Origin of the sequence: Xanthobacter sp. 126, assembly GCF_000526175.1 — a bacterium.
GTDB classification, from domain to species: Bacteria; Pseudomonadota; Alphaproteobacteria; order Rhizobiales; family Xanthobacteraceae; genus Xanthobacter; species Xanthobacter aminoxidans.
Genome location: NZ_JAFO01000001.1, coordinates 2,714,070 through 2,732,424 on the forward strand (window position 1 = coordinate 2,714,070; position 18,355 = coordinate 2,732,424).

Consider the following 18,355-nt stretch of genomic DNA (forward strand, 5'->3'; position numbering starts at 1 on the left):
GGGCACCATCCTAGTGCGCGGGCACGCCGCGCGCGACTGCGCCCGATGCCGCCTTTGAGCACGGGGCTGCGACGCCTATGCTGTCGGCGTCCAACGGATTCCCGCCCATGATCGAGATCACGCCCGCCAGCCCCATCGACGACGACATCCGGCCCGGCGAGACGAGCGTCGCGCTGCCGGAGCACTTCGACGCGGGGCTCTATTTCATCGGCCGCATCCGCACGCCGTGGACGGTGCGCGCGGCCTGTCCGCGCCGCGGCGATCCGGAGGAGGGGCCCGTCTGTACGCTGGAGATCGATCCGCGCTGGGCGGACGCTCTGACGGGCGTCGCCGACTGCCCGCACCTCCAGGTGCTCTACTGGATGGACCGGGCGCGCCGCGACCTCGTGCTCCAGAGCCCGCGCGACGGCGGCACCCGCGGCACCTTCGCGCTGCGCTCGCCGGTGCGGCCGAACCCCATCGCGTCCTCGGTCGTCACGCTCGTGGGCGTGGAGGGGCTCAAGGTGATGGTGCGCGGCCTGGACTGCCTCGACGGCACGCCGCTGGTCGACCTGAAGGTGCAGCACGCGTGAGGCGGGGCGATCGCGTCTCCCCCTGAAAACGATAATCGCAGAAGATATATTATGGAACATAAAGGGCGACGGGCAACCTTCGCTCCGCCGGGTACCACGGTTCGGTACCGCCGAAATTCACAATTTCATCCATCTAAGACAGCGACTTAAGTGAGACTTCAAAAGTAATGCCCGAGTCGAGCAGGCGGCTAGCCTGCCGCCCCGGTCCGCTCATGAACGGCCGCGCCGCTTCGGACGTCCGACGTGAACTGCATGCCGTCATAGGCAGGGATCACCCCCTCCGGCAGGCGCGCCGCCAGGGTGGAATAATCGAGGTCCGTGTGCAGGTTGGTCAGGATCGCGAGATTGGGCTTGAGCAGCGCCACATGGTCCAGCGCTTCCTGCAGAGTGAAATGCGAGGGGTGCGGCGTCTCCCGCAGGGCGTCGATGATCCAGACGTCGAGATTGTGCAGATGCGCCAGGCTGTTTTCGGGAAACCCATTCACATCGCTTGAATAGGCCACGCCGCCAAACCGGAAGCCGAAGGCGTCGATGTCGCCGTGCCGCTGGCGGAACGGCAGCGCCGCGATGGGGCCGCCCGCGCCATCGATGACGATCTCTCGGCCTTCCCGATACCGATGGTCGTTCAGGATCGGCGGATAGGCACTGCCCGGGGGCGTGGCGAAGCAATAGGCGAAGCGCTGATGCAGGACGCGAGCGGTATCTTCGTCCGCATAGATGTCGACGCGCTTGCGGTTGTGGATGGCCAGCGGCCGCAGATCATCGATCCCGTGGGTGTGGTCTGCATGCTCGTGGGTGAACAGCACGGCGTCCAGATGGGTCACGTTCACGCCGAGCAATTGCTCCCGCAGGTCCGGCGAAGCATCGACAAGGACGCTGGTTTTGCCGCCGGGACCGACGCGCTCCACCAGCATCGAGCAACGGCGGCGGCGATTGCGCGGATTGGCGGGATCGCAGGCGCCCCACCCCTGCCCCACCCGCGGTACGCCGCCCGAGGAGCCGCATCCCAGGATGGTGAAGGTCAGTGTCGCGGCGTCGCTGGAGGGGGGCATCACGTCTCTCCCGGCGGCCGGGATCACCCGGCGCAGAATCTGCCGCAGGGTGCTCCAAATCGCGCCCGGAGTCACATCGCGCCACCTTGTAAGGCGGCGTTTTCATCGTGGCTGAAGCGGTCCTTCGCTTCTAAAACCCTCGGGCTTGCCGCCACAGCGCTCCTTCAGGATCGGATGAGGTTCGGGCAGAAAATCATATGTCAGCAAAGAGATGCGAATCGCGATTCGCCTGAAGCATGAGGTGAACAATGGGCGGCACCCCGGTGCCGCCGCGCAGCCGTCAGCCGCCGCCGCGCGCGTCAACGGCTCGCCCATTCGGCGGCTCAGCGATACCATGCCCGCAATCGCCCCCCGCGGGGGTGGGGGGCACAAGCGGCGCGGGCGTGGTCGTGGGTGCGCTATTCGGCATCGCGTCCACCGCCGCACCTGAGGGTGCCGAGGTGGAACTCGCTGTGGTCAGTGTTTTCGACATCGCGAAGGTGTCGGCACAGGCGTGGACACAGGGTGTCAAGGTCTATTGGGACGGCACTGCCAAGAACTGCACCCACCACGGCTTCGGGCAACACGCTCATCGGCACCGCCTAAGCGCCGGCCGCGACCCCCTCTGCGACGGGCCGGGTCCGGCTCAACGGTTATGGCGCGTGATGCAGCCGCGTCCCACCACGACTCCCCGGCCTCGCAGTGGCGACATCTCCAGGCACTGGCCGGGCACCGGATAGTCGGGGGCGTTTCATTGAAGGGCTTGTGCGCAGCCCCATAGCGGAAAGGTACTCTGCGCCTCCCGGCACCCTCGAAGGAGTATAGAAATGTTCAAGAGAGAACCAAGCTCACACGGGGCGGCTCGAAAAGGCCGCCCTATTTGTCGGTGCCCAAGACAAGCTCAGGTTGCCGTGCAGCTTCTCGGTAGGTGCCATATGCTTCGGCGACGCTGACGCTAACGCCGATTCGAGGGCCTCATGTGGGAAACGTTTCTCTCCTGGGCCGGACTCTAGTTATTTCTGGAGGAGTTTCAGGGGGGCACGTCAGACACTACCCTCCCGTCTGTTCCCCAGATCCCCGATGACCTTGAAGGCTGGCGGTCACTTGATCGCGCCCTGGGCGCCAAAATCCATGCTCTTCCCGGACATATAGAGGAGCGCCAAAATTCGATTAATTCGACAGCAGAGAACTGGATTGAGGACTTGGAGGGGGAGCTTTCGAAACGCGCTGCCGAGTCGGGCCTTGAGGCACTCAATCTCGCGAAGGCATTGAGAAGAAGGTACAGCATTGGGGCTGCCGCTCCGCTTTATGATATGGCTGAGTGGCTTACCCCACATCTTTCAAAAGAAAAGGCCAGAAGCGGCCGATGGCTGCGCTTCTGGCCTTTCGTGCGGACTTAGTGCGGACCAACACCCTGTGTGGTGCAGACTAGGTGCGGACCGACAAGGCGGAAAATGAAAACGGCGCCCTAGCGCCCATCATTTCATTAATAAAATTAATTATTTGAATGGTCGGAGCGAGAGGATTTGAACCTCCGACCCCTAGTCCCCCAGACTAGTGCGCTAACCGGGCTGCGCTACGCTCCGACGTGGAGGGGAGGCTTAGACCATCACCGTGGCCCCGACAAGCCCCTCCCGAACCGAATGTGCAAAGCGCGCGCCGCTCTCCCCAGGGATCATTCAAACGGGATAAAGATACCACCTCAGGCTGCGCTGTTCGGCGACACATCGCGGCGGGATTGTGGCAGGGGAGAACGAATCGCCACTCTTTCGCCGGCGAACCGTGTCAATGTGGCCTGATTGCGCGGTCATTCGGCGATCTTCCTCAACAACACGGAAGATTGAACGGATGAAGATACGTGTGGTCCTGTCCTGCGCCGCCCTGTCCCTGCCGGCCTCCATGGCCGTTCCGAACATGGCGAACGCGGACACCTCCACCGGCATCGCCTCCTACTATTGGCAAGGCCGCAGCACCGCGAGTGGTGAACGTTTCAACCCGACGGCCTACACGGCCGCCCATCGTTCCCTGCCCTTCGGCACCAAGGTGCGTGTCACCAATCTTCGCAATGGAAAAGCCGTCGTGGTCCGCATCAACGATCGCGGGCCATTCGTCCGTGGCCGGGTGATCGACGTGTCCAAGGCGGCAGCGTCGGAGCTCGGCTTTACCGGCTCTGGCGTCACCCGCGTTTCCCTCTCCGTCGTCGAGTGACCGGACGGAATTGAAGGGGAGGCCGGGCGTGTCTGGGGATTGCCTCGCGCCCGGCCTTGCCCGACACCGATTATGGCCGGTCAGTCGGCCGCCCTGGCCTCGCCCCGCCGTCCGGTCAGTCCTTCCATCAGCCGACGGCATTCGCCCAGCTCATAGAGGGCCGACTGCATCCGGTGCACGTCGTCGCGGGAGAGCACCGGGGCCGCAATGGGCGGCTGGCCCACCACGCGCGGCTCCGACCGAAGATGCGGCGGCAGATACTGCTCCGGCGGTCCGGGGCGCAAAGGCTCACGGGGGAGCCTCTGGCTCGGCTCCGCCTGCTGGCTGACGACAACCTCCTCGACCGGAACGGCCGGTGCCGCCCTGCTCCGCTCGGCCGCCGGCCGCGTCGGTTGAACCGACGTCGCATGGGCCTGCGCGGGTGCGGCAGGCTGAGGCGCCAAGCCACGGCTGGCCATGCGCTCGGCCAGAAGCCGCTGTTCGGACTCCGGCATGGGAAACCCGCCCTCGCCTTCTTCGCTGATGGGGCCGATGAGCGGCCCGACACGCGTGGCGCGGGGAAGGGCCTGCGGGGCGCCCTCGCCCCATTCCTCGTCGATCGCGCGGCGCATGGCTTCGCCCTGCCAACTGCCCGGCGACCGGGGCAGGCGGGCCGACACCTCACCCGGACCATACGATTCCGTCGGGTAGGGCTCACGCCTCATGGGGTGTTCCACGCCTGCGCGCGGCGCAGGGGCGGGCGCGGCGGCCAGTGACGGCTCGCGCCGCGCCTCACCGGCGCGGGGGTCCGGCCGGCGCGGGCGGTCCACGGGCCGCTCGAAGGCGCGCCGGTCCGACGGACGATCGGCGTAACGATCCTCGGACCGATCATGGGGCCGATCCTGGTCGTTCATGGAATACTCCGGCTCGGCGGCTCTCGGGTTCTGTCGGTAAGGGGCGGGCGCCTCGGTAGGCAATGGCGCGGCCTGGGGCCATTCGTCATCGGCCGGACGAGCGGAGGGGGCACAGAATGCGCGGGGCGGTTCGGGAGGCGCGTCAGCCGCCCAGCGGCCGTCGTCCCGCCACTCCTCGTCCCTCCGATCCTCGTCCTGACGGTCCCTGGCCTGCCAGTCGGTGCCCCGATCGGCATCCGAGGCCGTCGGTTCAACGGTCGCGCTTTCCACCCAATCGGTCTGGCGCCAATCGCCGTCACGCAGCAGCCGGCCTTCGCGCGTATCGCGGTCACGCGGAGGGGGCGGCTCCGCCTCGAGCCAGTCGCGATTCTCGGCCGCCGCCCGCCGGGCGTGGCGGGGGATGAAATCCTCGGGCGGGCCCGGATATTCCTCCGGCTCGCGGGGCAAGGGCGCGGCGCGATCGGGACGGCTTGGTTCCAGCGCGCGAGGGTCCTCGTCGCGGGCGTCGTGGCGAGCCTCATGGTGGGTGTCGTACTCGGGGATTTCATGCGGGCGGGGCGGACGTCGATCCTGCGCTTTGAGGCGGCGGATGCGATCCTCGATGGGCTCGGACACCTGCGGTGCCGGCGGAAAATCATCCAGGAACGGCAGCAGCGGGTCGTCGAGCTCGGGCGAATGGGGCGCCTGATCGTCGGTCGGCATGGCGAGACGCGACGCCGGCCCGCGGCTCGGCCGCTGCATGGGGCGCAGCTGAGGCTCGAGCCGTTCGCCCGGATGCCCCTCCGGCGCGGCCCGGCGGGGCGGAGGCGGCTCGGCGCGTCGGCTCGACATCTCGTCCGCATCGATATCCGCGTGGGAACGATCGCGACGCATATGACGCTCAGCGCCCGGTTCCAGCCTCGGTTCCAATCCCGGATCACTCCGACGCATCGGAGCGGCGTCGCGATCCATATCCGCATCGTGCCGCGGGACCGAGCGCCGGGCGGGAAAGTCGTCCGCCTCGTTCCGGGGCGCCTCGAACGAGGGCTCGCGGCGCTCGTCCTCTGCGGGGCGACGGCGGTCCGGGGGAGCCTTGTCGCGATCAGGCGAGCGACTCGATCCGTCAAATTCGGGTTTGTCGCGAAGCGGCTGATTGCGCAGGGGCATTTCCCGCTGCGGGGCATCGAATGCGGGATCGAGCCGCTCCGAGCGGCCGCCACGGGGGCTGCCTTCACGCAGGGGCCTCGGGGGGGCGGCCGGTTCGGACGCGAGATCGCGGTCGGCCTCGGCATCGGGGAAGGGGAGCGGCAGCTCGGCGCTTTCGGGCAGCTCGGGAAGGACATCCTCCTCCCCTCCCCGCCCCTTGCCGCGCCGGCGCGGCAGCAGACCGAGCAGGCCGCCGAAGGTCACGCCCTCCCCGCCGGCGGCGCGGGCCGGACGCGCGGAGCGCATGGAGGCCACCTCGCGCTCAATGCCGAGATCCTGGACGTAGCGCACGCCCTGGTCCTTCAGCACGCGCTGGGCGCCCTTGATGGTGAAACCGTCGGTATAGAGCAGGTGGCGGATGCCGCGCAGGAGGTCCACGTCCTCTGGCCGGTAGAATCGCCGGCCGCCGGCGCGCTTCACCGGCTTGATCTGGGTGAAGCGGCTTTCCCAGAAGCGCAGGACGTGCTGCGGGAGCTCAAGCTCGTCCGCGACCTCGCTGATGGTCCGGAAGGCGTCCGGAGCTTTCTCCGTCTCGCGCGCGTCGCCCACCTTGTCTCCCGCTTCGTTCGACCGAATCGCCCAGAGCCCGTGCGGGAATCATAGGTGCGATTGGCGCATGCGGAAAGGCGGACAAGCCACGGCAAGGGCTTGTCCCCGGTTGTTCGCGCGATCGGTTACGAAATCCTGTCCGTGGGCAGGCGACGGGGATCAGTCCTCGTCGGCGCCGTCCGGCTCGGTGCCGTTGATGCGGTGCTTCAGGATGCTCGAGGGCTTGAACACCATGACCCGGCGGGGCTCGATGGGCACTTCCTGGCCGGTCTTGGGATTGCGCCCGATGCGCTCACCCTTGTCGCGCACGACAAAGGAACCGAACGAAGACAGCTTGACCGTCTCGCCGCGGGCGAGGCAGTCCGCAATCTCCTTCAGAACCATCTCGACGAGCTGGGCAGACTCGGTGCGAGAAAGTCCAACCTGCTGATAGACGGCCTCACACAGATCCGCCCGCGTTACGGTCCGACCAGCCATATGTCTCCCCGACCCCTGAAAGCGCGCTCGGACCGGCCGCCAACGCCCTGCGACCGCCCAGCCTTGCAAACGCAGCAATTCTTAACAGTTGAGGCTGCACGAATGTGACGGATACGACGCCGCACCTCCCGCAGACCCCAGCGCCTGCGGGCAACGGCGTCCGGCAAACTAGCCGCGCCAGCCGAGCAAGGTCAACGCATTATGTGGCCTACCAGCGGATCAGTGCCGACCCCCAGGTGAATCCGCCCCCCATTGCCTCAAGCAACACCAGATCACCTTTGGTAATCCGGCCATCCCGCACTGCGACATCGAGTGCCAGGGGGATGGACGCGGCGGAGGTGTTGCCGTGGAGATCCACGGTCGTCACCACCTTTTCCGGCGCGATGCCCAGCTTCAGCGCGCTGGCGTCGATGATGCGGCGGTTCGCCTGATGGGGCACGAACCAGTCGATGCTGTCCGCGCTCTCGCCGGTGGCGGCGAAGGCGTCCTCGATCACGTCGGTGATCATGCCCACCGCGTGCTTGAACACTTCCTTGCCTTCCATGCGCAGATGGCCGGCGGTGCCCGTGGTGGACGGCCCGCCGTCCACATAGAGCTTGGCACGATGGCGGCCGTCCGAGCGCAGGTGGGAGGTCAGCAGACCGGAATTGCCGGCCGTCGCGGCGTCCACGCCTTCAAGGACGAGCGCCCCGGCGCCGTCGCCGAACAGCACGCAGGTGCCACGGTCCTCCCAATCGAGGATGCGCGAGAAGGTCTCGGCGCCGATCACCAGCGCCCGCTTGAAGGCGCCGGTCTTCAGATAGGCGTCGGCCGTTGCGAGGGCGAAGACGAAGCCGGAGCACACCGCCTGGACATCGAAGGCCGCGCCGCGGGTGATGCCGAGCTCGGCCTGTACCGTCACCGAGGTGGCCGGGAAGGTCTGGTCCGGCGTCGCGGTGCCGAGGATGATCAGGTCGATGTCGGCGGCGGTGAGGCCGGACGCATCCAGCGCGCGCTGGGCCGCCTTGATGGCGAGGTGGGAGGTGAATTCACCTTCCGCAGCGATGTGCCGCTGGCGGATGCCGGTGCGCTGGACGATCCACTCGTCGGACGTGTCCATGCGCGACGCGAGCTCGGCGTTGCTGAGAACCCGCTCGGGAAGATAGGACCCGGTGCCCCGGGCGACGGACCTGATACCGCTCACGATTGTCCTTCCGCCCCTGCGGCCTCCGGCCGGCGCTCGGAAATCTCCGGAGGCCTGCGGCTGGTGAGGCTCTGTTCGATGTGCGCCAGCAATTGGTGGCGCACCATGTCATAGGCGAGGTCGACGGCGGCGGCGAAGCCCTCCGCGTCGGTGCCGCCGTGGCTCTTGATGACGACGCCGTTGAGGCCGAGGAACACGCCGCCATTGGCCCGGCGCGGGTCCATCTTCTCCTTCAGCACGCGGAAGGCGTCGCGCGCGAAGAGATAGCCGATCCTGGCCCGCAGCGTCCGGCTCATGGCCGAGCGCAGGTAGGAGGCGAGCTGCTTGGCCGTGCCCTCGGCGGTCTTGAGGGCGATGTTGCCGGAAAAGCCCTCGGTCACGACCACGTCCACCGTGCCGGCGCCGATGTCGTTGCCCTCGACGAAGCCGTGATAGTTCACCGACACCCCCTCCTCCCGGAGGATGCGCGCGGCTTCCTTCACTTCCTCGACGCCCTTGATTTCCTCGACGCCCACGTTGAGGAGGCCGACGGTCGGCTTCTCGATGTCGAACAGCACCCGCGCCATGGCCGAGCCCATGATCGCCATCTCGACGAGGCTCTTGGCGGTGGCGCCGATGGAGGCGCCCACGTCCAGCACCACCGTCTCGCCGCGCAACGTCGGCCAGATGGCGGCGATGGCGGGGCGGCTGATGCCCGGCATGGTGCGCAGGTTGAAATTGGCCATGGCCATCAGAGCGCCGGTGTTGCCGGCAGACACGGCAACGTCGGCCTCGTGGACCTTCACCGCGTCGATGGCCTTCCACATGGACGACTTGTAGCGGCCCCGGCGCAGCGCCTGGCTCGGCTTGTCGTCCATGCCGACAACAACGTCGGTGTGGATGATGCGGGACGCGGCAGCGAGCTTGGGGTGGCTCTTCAGAACCTCGCGGACCCGCGCCTCATCGCCATAGAGGAGGAAGCTTGTGTCGGGATGGCGCCCCAGCGAGATTTCCGCCCCGGCAAGGACCGTCTCGGGTCCATGGTCGCCGCCCATGGCGTCGACGGCGATGCGGACGGGTACGGTCATCTCCGGCGTAAATCCCTGCTTTGATCGAATGGCGGCGGGCTGTGCCCTGGCGGGAAAAAGTGAGGAATCGAAAAAATCCCGGCAATCATGTCCCGTCGTTACCGCCGCCGTTGCGGCGGGCGGACAATAGCGTGTCGCGGCGCCATCGCAACTGCTCCGGGGCGGCGAGGTGCGCTCACTCCTTGTCCTTCAGGCGGGAGAGTGCGGAGAAGGGCGAAATGGCGGGATCCTCCGCCGGCGGCTCGAACACCGCCCCGGGCTTGCGCGGGTAGGGATCGACGCCGAGGGCCAGGAACTCGCACACCAGCGCACCCACATCGATCCGCCCGTCCACGATCTCGTCCGGCGGGTCGATCTCGTTCTCCTCGTCCTCTTCGGAGGGCTTGTAGGTGCCGGCGGGCGCGAAGTGGACGTCGATTTCCTCCTCGAGCGGCGCGTCGAACGCCTCCAGCGTCACCCCGCACGTCTGGCGGACGGTAGCCGTGAGTCGGCCCGAGACGCGCACGCCCTCCCTGCCTTCCGGCACAAGGTGAAGCGTCGCCAGAATCCCTTCGGCGTGGAGCACGCCCGCATAGCGCGCAAGCGCCGCCGTGGCGGCTGCATCGGGCGCGAGCTTCAGGTGAAGGCCGAGCGGGGGGAGGTCGGCGACGGAGATCATGTGGGAATAAGGAAGGTCGCTCATTGTCCCGCCTCCGGAGCAGGCCTGAGTTGGGGCGCCGGCAGCACCAGCACGCCGCGGGCGAAGGTTTCAAAGGGCGTTGCCGCAAGGCTGTCCGCAGCGGCACGAACGTAGGCCGCGAAGGGGGCTGCCGTGGGCACCGTCTCTTCCGTACCGAGAACATTGCGGGCGAGAGCTTGCGCCAGAAGCGCGTTGCCGCGGTCGGCCAGTGCGGTATCATATGCCGCAACGCGGCCGTAAAAGGCTTCGCCGATCTTCTTCATCTTCTTCGGCACGGTGAGGTCGCCGACGCCCAGCTCACGCATGGTGCTGTCCATGTCGGCGGCGAAGGCGTCGAAAATCTCCTGCGACATAGCGCGCGCGGTGTCGTCGCCGTCCTTCAGGCGATGGCAGACCAGCACGGTGTGGAGCACCACCATCTCGAAGCGTCCCTCCAGCGTATCGGGAACGCCGAAGTCGGTGTAGAACTCCGCCCGCCGCGACTGTGCCACGATCACGCCATACAGGCGCTCGATGGTCTCGCGGGACTTGGCACGCTTTGACGAGCCGAACAGCTTGGACGAGCGGAACAGGTTGAGCATTTAGGATCCCGGGCCAAGGTCCGGCGAGGAGTTGAACGGGCAAGCGGCGTAACGCGCCCTCGCCCGCATGGCAAGGGGCGGTAGCCGAGGCGGCGCGCCGGGGCGCCGTTCACTGGACAAAAATGGGGATGCGTGTGGCGTCACGAAACAAGAGGCATGAACGCACGGCGAACGCGCACACGGGGAACGCGCCGACCACCAGGAACCGGAGGCTCGGCCTTGCGGGGACCGCCGCCCTTTTGCTCGCCGGGATGGCGCTCGCTGGCTGCGACCAGGTGATCGTGAACGGCACGGGCGGCCAGCTCTCCGGCGTCGTTCGCACCTATCAGCGCGGCTACGTGCTGGCCGAAGGCGCGCTGGATCAGATCCCGGTCGGATCGAGCCAGGAACAGGTATTGCTGGTTCTTGGCACGCCGTCCACCGTCGCGACGCTGAACGGCGACGCCTTCTTCTACATCTCACAGACCCAGCAGCGCGTCGCCTTCCTGAAGCCGGAGATCACCGAGCAGAAGGTGCTCGCGGTCTATTTCGACAAGAACAAGCGCGTGACCCGCGTCGCGCAGTACGGACTGAAGGACGGCAAGGTGTTCGACTTCGTGTCGCAGACCACGCCCACCAGCGGCGAGGAACTGAGCCTCATCCGCCAGATGATCGGTCTCATCACCTTCTGATCGGGGATTTGGGCAGGCCCGCCGTGCGCATCGCGTGCGCCGGGCCGTGACCTACGCGGTACTTGACCTGCGCGGTACTTGACCTGCGCGGTACTTGACCTGCGCCGCAAATGGCGCTCCCAAGGGCGGCGGGTCCCCCGCCCCTTCGCAACGCCCGGAGCGACGAGCCCCAACCGATGGCCAGAACACTCGGACAGGACCTCGCCGCCGCGCTGCGCTTCTATTCCCGCCTGCCGCTGCCGGCGGGGGATGACACCGCCTTCGCTCCGCCCGATATCGACCGCATCGCCTATGCGATCCCCATCGCCGGTGCTGTGCTCGGCCTGATCGGGGCGCTGGTCCTTATCCTCGCCATGGCCGTGAAGCTGCCGGCGTTCCTTGCCGCGGTGCTGGCGGTGACGGCGCTGGCGCTGGCCACCGGATGCTTCCACGAGGACGGGCTGGCCGACACCGCGGATGGGCTGGGCGGCGGCCGTGACCGTGCGCACAAGCTCGCCATCATGCGCGACAGCCGCATCGGCACCTATGGCGGGACGGCGCTCCTGCTCGGGCTGCTGCTGCGGATCGGCGCGCTGGAGGCGCTCGCCATATCGGTCGGCCCGCTGCGCGCCGGCCTTGCCCTCATCGCCGGCGAAGCGGCCTCCCGTGCCGCCGGGGTGCTGCTCATCGCCGCTTTGCCCCCGGCCCGGACGGATGGCGCCGGCGCCTCGGTCGGCCGGCCCTCGGAAGCGGCGGCGCTGTCCTGTGCCCTGGTCGCCGCGCTCATCGTCTGCGTGCTGATGGTGGCGGCGTTCGGCATCGGCGCGGCCTTTGCCGGCCTGATCGGGCCTGTGCTGGCGCTGCTGGTGATGATGCGCCTGTCGAGCCGCCTCATCGGCGGGCAGACCGGCGACGTGGCGGGCGCCACCCAGCAGGTGGCGGTGATTGTGTTCCTCCTCGGCGTGCTTATCTTCGGCGGACGGTAGGCGAGCGGCGATTCCCGCCCCGCCTCAGCCGGAAGGAGCCGAGGGCCCGCCCGCGCAACCATGACCGAGCCGTCAGAAACCCGGACCGTTTCCCGCACCGGCACCATCGTCACGCCCTGCATCAAGGTGTGTGCGGTGGAGCCCTTGAGCGGGCTGTGCATCGGCTGCGGGCGGACGCTGCGCGAGATCGGCGGCTGGGCCTCCTTCTCCCCGGATGCGCGCGACCGGATCATGGCCGTCCTCCCCGACCGTCTGGCGCGTCTCAGGCAGACGGCGCCGGACGCCTTCATGGAATAGGCCGCCATGCGCAGCGACCGTCTCCTCTGGCTCCTCCTGATCGGCCTGTTCGCCGGCGGCGTCATCCTCGCGGTCAACCACGAGCAGGGCGAAGTGGCCGGCATCGACATCAACAAGTTCGGCGCGCTGGTGGGGCAGCTCTCCATCGCCGTGTTCGTGGGCGCGGCGGCGTGGTCCATCATTCGCGGCCGGATCGCCGAATCGCTCATGGCCGCCGCCTTCTGGCTGGTGCTCGCGGTGCTGCTGGCGCTCGGCTACACCTATCGTGACCCCCTCGCCCAGGTCGGCCGCAAGGTGCTGGCCGAGGTCGCGCCGGGCTATGCGGTCAATCTCGCGCAGACCGGCACGAGCATCGTGGAGGTGACGCGCGGCGCGGGCGGCGATTTCGCCGTGCGCGCCGGCATCAACGGCTCCGGGGTGAGCATGCTGGTCGACACCGGAGCGTCCTCCGTCGTGCTGACCCACGAGGCGGCGCAGGCGGTGGGCCTGCCGGTGGATTTCCTGAAGTACGACGTGCCCGTCGACACCGCTGCCGGCCGAACGCGCGCCGCCGCCGTGGTGCTGGACACCATGACCATCGGCAGCATCGTCGAGCGGCACGTGCCCGCCCTCGTCTCTCCCGCCGGCGCATTGCGCACCAGCCTCCTCGGCATGAGCTTCCTGTCGCGGCTGGACGCCTTCGAGTTCCGCGGCGACAAGCTCGTCATGCGTGGCGGAAAATGATTGTATTTCTGCACCCTGCTCGTCATGGTTAGGGTCGCGCGTTCCTCATGCCTGAACGGCGAAGCTTGATGCGCGTGCCCACAGCGACCGATCTCCAGAAGGAACGGGCGATCCTGTTCGCCATCCTTCTCGATTTCAGCGTCTTCGTGCCCTACCTCATCACCGTGTCGCGGATCGGTTCGCTGGCCATGCTGGCGGAACTCCTGCGCGGCGGCCTGCTGCTTCTGGTGGAAGGCCTCGCGCTGGTGACGTTGCGCGCTGCCCATCGCGGCCGCATGCATTTCTACGATTTCGGCATTGGCAAGCTCGAGCGCATGTTCGCGGCCGCCATAGGCGTGCTGCTGCTGCTCGCGGCCGTGTTCATCCTAATCAAGGTGATGGATTCGTCCGAATCCGAGCCGCTGCCGTTCTTCTGGGTGGCGGTCGCCCTCGGGCTCGTCATTTACAACCTGTTCACGAATCTGGCGCCGCTGGTTCCGCTGTGGCGGGCGACGCGCGCGGGCACCTCCATCATCGTGCTCAGCCAGTTCCGCGCCCGCATCGCCAAGGCGGTCGCCTCGGTGACGGTGGTCGTGTGCGTCGCCCTCGACGTGCTGCTGCCACATACCGAGGTGGGGCTGGCCGCCGACGATATCGGCGGGCTTATCGGCGCGGCCTTCATGCTGGTCATCGGCGGCGCCATGATCTCGGAAGCCCTGCCGGACCTTCTCGACCGGGCGCTGGCCGAGCCGCTCCAGATGAAGGTCAACGCCGCGCTCGCCGCCTATTTCGATCGCTATGAGCAGCTCATCGGCGTTCGGACCCGCAAGTCCGGCAATGTCGCCCATGTGGAGATCACGGTGGGCTTTGCGCCCGGGCGCACCATCGCCGATGTCAGCTCGGTGACGCAGGGCCTGCGCCAGACACTCACCGCCGCCATTCCCGACGCCGACGTGGTGGTCATCGCCGCGCCCTACGATCCGGACGCGCGACCGGCTTAGAGCATATGCATTTTCTTCACGCGAACCGGCATCCACTTCGCTTGAAAATGCTTCAGAGCATCTCCAGCCCCACCTTGCGGCGCGGCGGGGGGAAGGCCTTGTCGATGGCAGCGAGGTCTTCGGCGTCCAGCACCAGATCGCGCGCGGCGGCGTTCATCTCCACATGCTCGATGCGGCTCGCCTTGGGAATGGCGACGACGTCCCCGCTGCGCATCACCCACGCCAGAGCCACCTGGAACGGGTCCACCCCGTGCTTCCTGGCCACGCTGCCCAGCGCCCCGCCGCGCGGCAGGCGGGCCTGCTCGATGGGGCTGTAGGCCATGACCGGGATGCGCGCGGAGCGCAGCTCCGGGAACAGGTCGAACTCCGGCCCGCGACGGCTCGGGTTGTAGAGCACCTGATTGGCCGCGCAGGCGGTGCCGCCCTTGGTCGCGAGCAGCTCCTCCATGTCGTCCGTGTCGAGGTTGCTCACGCCCCAGAGGCGGATCTTGCCCGCCTTCTGCAGCGCCTCGAATCCCGCGACGGTCTCCGAGAGGGGATGGTTGCCGCGCCAGTGGAGGAGATAGAGGTCGATCACGTCGGTCTTCATCCGCTTCAGGCTGCGCTCGCAGGCGGCGGCGACGCCGGCCCGGCTGGCATTGTGGGGATAGACCTTGCTGACAAGGAACACCTCATCCCGGCGCCCGGCAATGGCCTCCCCCACCACCTCCTCGGCGCCGCCGTCGGCATACATCTCCGCCGTGTCGATGAGGGTGAGGCCGAGGTCGATGCCGCGCTGCAATGCCTTCGCCTCGGTGGCGCGGGCGGTGGAGCGCTCGCCCATGTACCAGGTGCCCTGGCCGAGGGCGGGCACCGTCTCGCCATTGGGAAGGGTCACGGTATTGGTCATGGCGGTTCCTCGGGCTTCGTTCCGCTGGCTGGTTGCGGGCGACCATAACGCCTGCTTCTGGGAGGTCCAGAGCCGGCCTGCGGCAGGGGGACGCTGCGTAGTTTCACGTGCTTGACCCCTCCTGCCGCGTTGCACACAAGCGGAGCATGGGCATCGGGTTGGGATTCAAGGGCTTGCGGGCGGCCGCTGCAGCACTTTTCGTGCTGGCGCAGCTGACGCTGGGGTTCGCCCACCAGCCTGTCGCCCTGCCCTCCTCCGAAGCGCCGATCGATCTTGCGGCCTATGCGCTGCCGGACGGGTCGCTACCGGACCTCTGCCTCAATAGCGGAGACGCGGGACCGGTTCTCAAGGCCCATCCCTGCGACGCCTGCGTGCTGACCTCGGCGCCCGGCCTTGCCGTGGCGCCGCAACCCGCGCTGGCGACACCCGATGGCCGGCGCATCGCCCACCTCGCCGCGCGCAGCGAACGCCGGCCGGCCGAACAAGCCCGCGGCGCCCAGGCGCGTGGCCCTCCTGTGTCCTGACCCAAAGCAGAACCGGCGCGGGAGCCTCCCGACGCCTCCGGTCCCTGCCGCCCATGCGGCCCTTCGGGTTTTCGTTCATGTCAGACACGCAATCTCACGCGCCTTCGGAGGCGCTCGCGCGCGCCCGCGCCGCCATGTCGGCGGAATTCGGCACCGTCACCCGCACCGCGTTCGATCCGGCGCGCCGCGCGCCGCGGCGGCTCTATCACACCAACGGCTTCAACCCGCCCCGCCCCATCGAGGCGGCGGCGCGGCGCGGCTGGTCCGGGCGATGCCCGTCCTGCGGCGAGGGTGCCCTGTTCGGCCGATGGATGCAGGTTTCGGAAAGCTGCGCCCACTGCGGCGAAGCACTGGGCCATGCCCGCGTCACCAACGCCGTGCCGGTCCTTGCAATCCCGCTCGCGCTGCTGGCCGGATCGCTGGTGGGCGGGATCCTGGAACTGCTCAGCGACCTCCCGCTGGCGCTCGAGCTTGCGGCCAGTGAGCTGGTGGCCGTGGCCACCGCCTTCCATGTGCTGCCCCGCGCCAAGGGCCTCGCCATCGGCCTCGCCTGGGCAAACCATGTGGGCGGCTTCGATCCGCTCCGCCATCTGGTGCCGGACCCGGAAGCCCCGGCCGCCCTGCCCTCCCCCGCCCTGCCCCCACAGGTCGAGGCCCCCTGAAACGCAGAACGCCGGCGGGAGCACCGCCGGCGTTCGCTTATCCGAGAGTTAGGCCCGCGATCAGGCCGCGTCGTAGAGCCGGCGCTCCAGCAGCGGGTTGCCGCCCTTGAAAGCGCCGTGCAGCGCCTTCGCGGCAGCGAGCACCGCGAGGTCCACCAGCGGCTCGACGATGATGACGAGCATATAGGCGCCGCCGAAGGTCGCCACCGAGGCGATGTTCTCGGAGGCGAAGCCCTGGCCATAGACGGCCCAGAACGCCACCCAGCCGACGATGCCGGCCTGATAGGTGGTGGAGAGCGCGAGCGCCTGCCCGTACTTCAGTTCCACATAGGGCGTGCCCGGCGCCACGATGCGGCGCGCGACGGCGGCGACGCCGAACAGCGGCACCAGCAGGGTCGTCACGTTCATCCCGTACTGGGGCAGGTCGAACGGCGCGAAGAACAGGCCCTGGACGAGCAGGCCGAAGGCGAGGCCGAGGGCCGCGGGGGCCGCGCCAAACATCAGAAACAGGGTCGAGCCGAGGATGAGGTGCACTTCCGAGACGCCCACCGGATAGTGCGGCAGCACCTCGAAGAAGCTGAACACCAGCGCGGTGGTGGCGAGGGTACGGCCCGCCAGCGATAGGACGCCGCGTTCGCGCGCCGATTCATAGGCAAGCTTCAGGGCATAGCCGCCGGCGGCGGCCGCCGTGACATAGCTGAGGCCGATCTTGGCCCCGTCCACGAGTCCGGGTTCGATATGCATGCTGGTCTCCGTTGCCGTCTCACCCGACGGCCCGAGGGGTTTCATCATGCGACCGGCCGGTCTCCTGACTCGCGGGTCTACGCTCACCCCCGCCTTCCCGGCCGGCCCTAGGGGCTGTGGCCAGTGGCATGCTGGAAGATCGCTCGCCGCTCACAGTCGCGGGGGCGGTTGGGGCTTCGGGCCGCCCTGACGGATTTCCGCGCAGGTTCAGACCCTACCCCATTCCCGTTTCACTCCGGATGCCGTGGCAACCGGAGCACCGTTCGCACGCGCAGCAGGCACCGAACACCTCCGCGCTGTCAAGCAATGCCGCAGGCAAGACGCGCCGGGACCTTCCGGCCCGGCGCGTCTTGCGGGCAAGCTTGCCGGCCTCAGTGGCCGGGATGGGCGCTGCCGGAGGCGCCGAGGCCCTCCACCTGGAACTGCACGGGCACGGTGCCGGCCTTCTCGAACGTCAGCGTGCCGTCCACAGAGGTGCCCTCCTTGAGGGGAGACTTCAGGTCCATGAACATGATGTGGTAGCCGCCCGGCTTCAGCTCGACGCTGCCGCCGGCCGGGATGGTGAGGCCATCGGCGAGCGGGCGCATAATCATGACGCCGTCCTTCATGGCCATCTCGTGGATCTCGACCCGGCCGGCGAACGGCACGGTGGCGGAGATGAGGCGGTCGGGTGCGGCGCCGGTGTTCTTCACCACGAGATAGCCCGCGGCGACGCTGGCGCCGCCGGGCGTGGCCCGCGACCAGGGATGGTCAATCTGCAGCGTCCCGGCCTTGTAGTCGTGCGCCACGGCAGCGCCCGTCAGGGCGACGGTGGCGACGGCAGCGGCCATCACGGCACGGCGGGTGAGATGGAAAATGGACATGGGTGCTCCTTGGTTGCGCCGGTGGGGCTCCTGCCCCATGGCGGGATGAACCTGCTGGTTGGACTTTGATTAGCCGCCCGCCACCTGAGCCGGACACGCGATGGCGTGGCCGCGCAGGCGGGGCAGATTCGGCCTTCGAAGGCGTCAGGGGTCAGGCGTCGAGGGGGGACCCTGCGAGGACCGCGGCTCGCGGCGGTCGCGACCACTTCCTTCTGCGGCGGCAACGGCCGCCCGCTCGGAAATCGCGGGGGTCGCGACAGGACGTCCGGCGTCGGCAGCAACCGGAAGGATCGGCGCCAGAGAATGGAAGGCGCAAAGGGTGCAGCAGACGGAATGGTCTGCCTGCGGCGACTCGGGGGTGTTGTCCGGAACTCCGGTGCTGCGGGCGCACAGGGCACTGCCGCCGGATGCGCTGGCCATGGCCGTGCCGGCGGAGCGCTCGAGCGCGATGCCCGCGACGAACAATTGCAGCACGAAGGCATAGGCAAGCCAGACGCAAAACGCGCCGCGCCCCCACCCTGCCTCACGCCACCTCGCCACCCGCTGCTCCCGGACCTTGATCACCGGCCGGCATGTTAACCGCCCGGCGGAGAAAGTCATCCGGCGCCGCCG

At 68.3% G+C, this 18,355-nt stretch carries 20 protein-coding genes, 1 tRNA gene, 1 pseudogene and 1 riboswitch; of the genes and pseudogenes, 10 read left to right on the forward strand and 12 right to left on the reverse strand.

Annotation, left to right across the window (positions count from 1 at the left end; genetic code table 11):
* The first annotated feature begins 107 nt into the window (after nt 1-107).
* Nucleotides 108-572 (forward strand): SAM-dependent methyltransferase, encoded by a 465-nt coding sequence (locus XAN126_RS0112965; protein ID WP_029877130.1) that lies wholly within the window; start codon nt 108-110, stop codon nt 570-572.
* A gap of 188 nt (nt 573-760) precedes the next feature.
* Here the strand turns inward: XAN126_RS0112965 and XAN126_RS0112970 are convergent, their stop codons facing one another.
* The gene (locus tag XAN126_RS0112970; RefSeq protein WP_024279020.1) at nt 761-1,624 is read right to left on the reverse strand and encodes an MBL fold metallo-hydrolase; all 864 of its coding nucleotides are present in this window, start codon (nt 1,622-1,624) and stop codon (nt 761-763) included.
* 248 nt (nt 1,625-1,872) lie between these two features.
* Here XAN126_RS0112970 and XAN126_RS27760 point away from each other — a divergent pair, with 248 nt between their 5' ends.
* On the forward strand, nt 1,873-2,343 hold the full coding sequence (locus XAN126_RS27760; RefSeq protein WP_245272254.1) for a DUF2190 family protein: 471 nt from the start codon (nt 1,873-1,875) through the stop codon (nt 2,341-2,343).
* A 768-nt stretch (nt 2,344-3,111) separates the two neighbouring features.
* Here the strand turns inward: XAN126_RS27760 and XAN126_RS0112975 are convergent.
* Nucleotides 3,112-3,189 (reverse strand) — tRNA-Pro (locus XAN126_RS0112975).
* Between the two features lie 328 nt (nt 3,190-3,517).
* Between XAN126_RS0112975 and XAN126_RS0112980 the strand changes: the two genes are divergently transcribed.
* Nucleotides 3,518-3,811, forward strand: a complete 294-nt coding sequence (locus XAN126_RS0112980; protein WP_245272375.1) for a septal ring lytic transglycosylase RlpA family protein — start codon at nt 3,518-3,520, stop codon at nt 3,809-3,811.
* A 2,354-nt stretch (nt 3,812-6,165) separates the two neighbouring features.
* Here the strand turns inward: XAN126_RS0112980 and XAN126_RS29040 are convergent.
* The 6 genes and pseudogenes from XAN126_RS29040 to XAN126_RS0113015 form a co-directional block, all read right to left on the reverse strand.
* Nucleotides 6,166-6,438 (reverse strand): annotated as a pseudogene (locus tag XAN126_RS29040) (MerR family transcriptional regulator); the annotation flags it as partial.
* Nucleotides 6,439-6,597: 159 nt separating this feature from the next.
* Nucleotides 6,598-6,915, reverse strand: coding sequence for an integration host factor subunit alpha (locus tag XAN126_RS0112995; RefSeq protein ID WP_024279023.1), 318 nt, complete (start codon nt 6,913-6,915; stop codon nt 6,598-6,600).
* A 208-nt stretch (nt 6,916-7,123) separates the two neighbouring features.
* Nucleotides 7,124-8,098: a beta-ketoacyl-ACP synthase III gene (locus XAN126_RS0113000; RefSeq protein WP_024279024.1), complete on the reverse strand. Its 975-nt coding sequence runs from the start codon at nt 8,096-8,098 to the stop codon at nt 7,124-7,126.
* Nucleotides 8,095-9,165: a phosphate acyltransferase PlsX gene (plsX, locus tag XAN126_RS0113005; protein ID WP_024279025.1), complete on the reverse strand. Its 1,071-nt coding sequence runs from the start codon at nt 9,163-9,165 to the stop codon at nt 8,095-8,097. The genes XAN126_RS0113000 and plsX overlap by 4 nt, the downstream gene beginning before the upstream one ends.
* 175 nt (nt 9,166-9,340) lie before the next feature.
* Nucleotides 9,341-9,847, reverse strand: a complete 507-nt coding sequence (locus tag XAN126_RS0113010; RefSeq protein WP_024279026.1) for a DUF177 domain-containing protein — start codon at nt 9,845-9,847, stop codon at nt 9,341-9,343.
* Nucleotides 9,844-10,425, reverse strand: coding sequence for a ubiquinol-cytochrome C chaperone family protein (locus tag XAN126_RS0113015; protein WP_051460598.1), 582 nt, complete (start codon nt 10,423-10,425; stop codon nt 9,844-9,846). Before XAN126_RS0113015 ends, XAN126_RS0113010 begins: the two co-directional genes overlap by 4 nt.
* 251 nt (nt 10,426-10,676) lie before the next feature.
* Here XAN126_RS0113015 and XAN126_RS0113020 point away from each other — a divergent pair, with 251 nt between their 5' ends.
* From XAN126_RS0113020 to XAN126_RS0113040, 5 genes are all read left to right on the forward strand, one after another.
* Entirely contained in the window at nt 10,677-11,096 is a 420-nt protein-coding gene (locus tag XAN126_RS0113020) for an outer membrane protein assembly factor BamE (RefSeq protein WP_081762841.1), read from the forward strand.
* 176 nt (nt 11,097-11,272) lie between these two features.
* Nucleotides 11,273-12,061: an adenosylcobinamide-GDP ribazoletransferase gene (gene cobS / locus XAN126_RS0113025; RefSeq protein WP_024279029.1), complete on the forward strand. Its 789-nt coding sequence runs from the start codon at nt 11,273-11,275 to the stop codon at nt 12,059-12,061.
* A 105-nt stretch (nt 12,062-12,166) separates the two neighbouring features.
* Nucleotides 12,167-12,358 (forward strand): DUF1289 domain-containing protein, encoded by a 192-nt coding sequence (locus XAN126_RS0113030; RefSeq protein ID WP_024279030.1) that lies wholly within the window; start codon nt 12,167-12,169, stop codon nt 12,356-12,358.
* A 6-nt stretch (nt 12,359-12,364) separates the two neighbouring features.
* A complete protein-coding gene (locus XAN126_RS0113035; protein ID WP_024279031.1) occupies nt 12,365-13,081 on the forward strand; it encodes a TIGR02281 family clan AA aspartic protease in 717 nt (238 codons plus the stop codon).
* Nucleotides 13,082-13,149: 68 nt separating this feature from the next.
* Complete coding sequence (locus tag XAN126_RS0113040) at nt 13,150-14,061, forward strand: cation transporter (RefSeq protein ID WP_024279032.1); 912 nt, start codon at nt 13,150-13,152, stop codon at nt 14,059-14,061.
* Between the two features lie 52 nt (nt 14,062-14,113).
* On the opposite strand, the gene XAN126_RS0113045 is transcribed toward XAN126_RS0113040, so the two are convergent.
* The gene (locus tag XAN126_RS0113045) at nt 14,114-14,950 is read right to left on the reverse strand and encodes an aldo/keto reductase (RefSeq protein WP_024279033.1); all 837 of its coding nucleotides are present in this window, start codon (nt 14,948-14,950) and stop codon (nt 14,114-14,116) included.
* Between the two features lie 146 nt (nt 14,951-15,096).
* Here XAN126_RS0113045 and XAN126_RS0113050 point away from each other — a divergent pair, with 146 nt between their 5' ends.
* Both XAN126_RS0113050 and XAN126_RS0113055 read left to right on the forward strand, forming a co-directional pair.
* Nucleotides 15,097-15,474 (forward strand): hypothetical protein, encoded by a 378-nt coding sequence (locus XAN126_RS0113050; RefSeq protein ID WP_024279034.1) that lies wholly within the window; start codon nt 15,097-15,099, stop codon nt 15,472-15,474.
* Nucleotides 15,475-15,551: 77 nt separating this feature from the next.
* A complete protein-coding gene (locus XAN126_RS0113055) occupies nt 15,552-16,136 on the forward strand; it encodes a DUF983 domain-containing protein (RefSeq protein ID WP_197024035.1) in 585 nt (194 codons plus the stop codon).
* 60 nt (nt 16,137-16,196) lie between these two features.
* Here the strand turns inward: XAN126_RS0113055 and XAN126_RS0113060 are convergent, their stop codons facing one another.
* The 3 genes from XAN126_RS0113060 to XAN126_RS0113070 form a co-directional block, all read right to left on the reverse strand.
* The gene (locus XAN126_RS0113060) at nt 16,197-16,880 is read right to left on the reverse strand and encodes an energy-coupling factor ABC transporter permease (protein ID WP_024279036.1); all 684 of its coding nucleotides are present in this window, start codon (nt 16,878-16,880) and stop codon (nt 16,197-16,199) included.
* A 36-nt stretch (nt 16,881-16,916) separates the two neighbouring features.
* Nucleotides 16,917-17,159, reverse strand: a riboswitch (cobalamin riboswitch).
* Between the two features lie 92 nt (nt 17,160-17,251).
* Nucleotides 17,252-17,743, reverse strand: a complete 492-nt coding sequence (locus XAN126_RS0113065; RefSeq protein ID WP_024279037.1) for a copper chaperone PCu(A)C — start codon at nt 17,741-17,743, stop codon at nt 17,252-17,254.
* Between the two features lie 144 nt (nt 17,744-17,887).
* Nucleotides 17,888-18,343: a hypothetical protein gene (locus XAN126_RS0113070; protein WP_024279038.1), complete on the reverse strand. Its 456-nt coding sequence runs from the start codon at nt 18,341-18,343 to the stop codon at nt 17,888-17,890.
* Between the last annotated feature and the right edge of the window lie 12 nt (nt 18,344-18,355).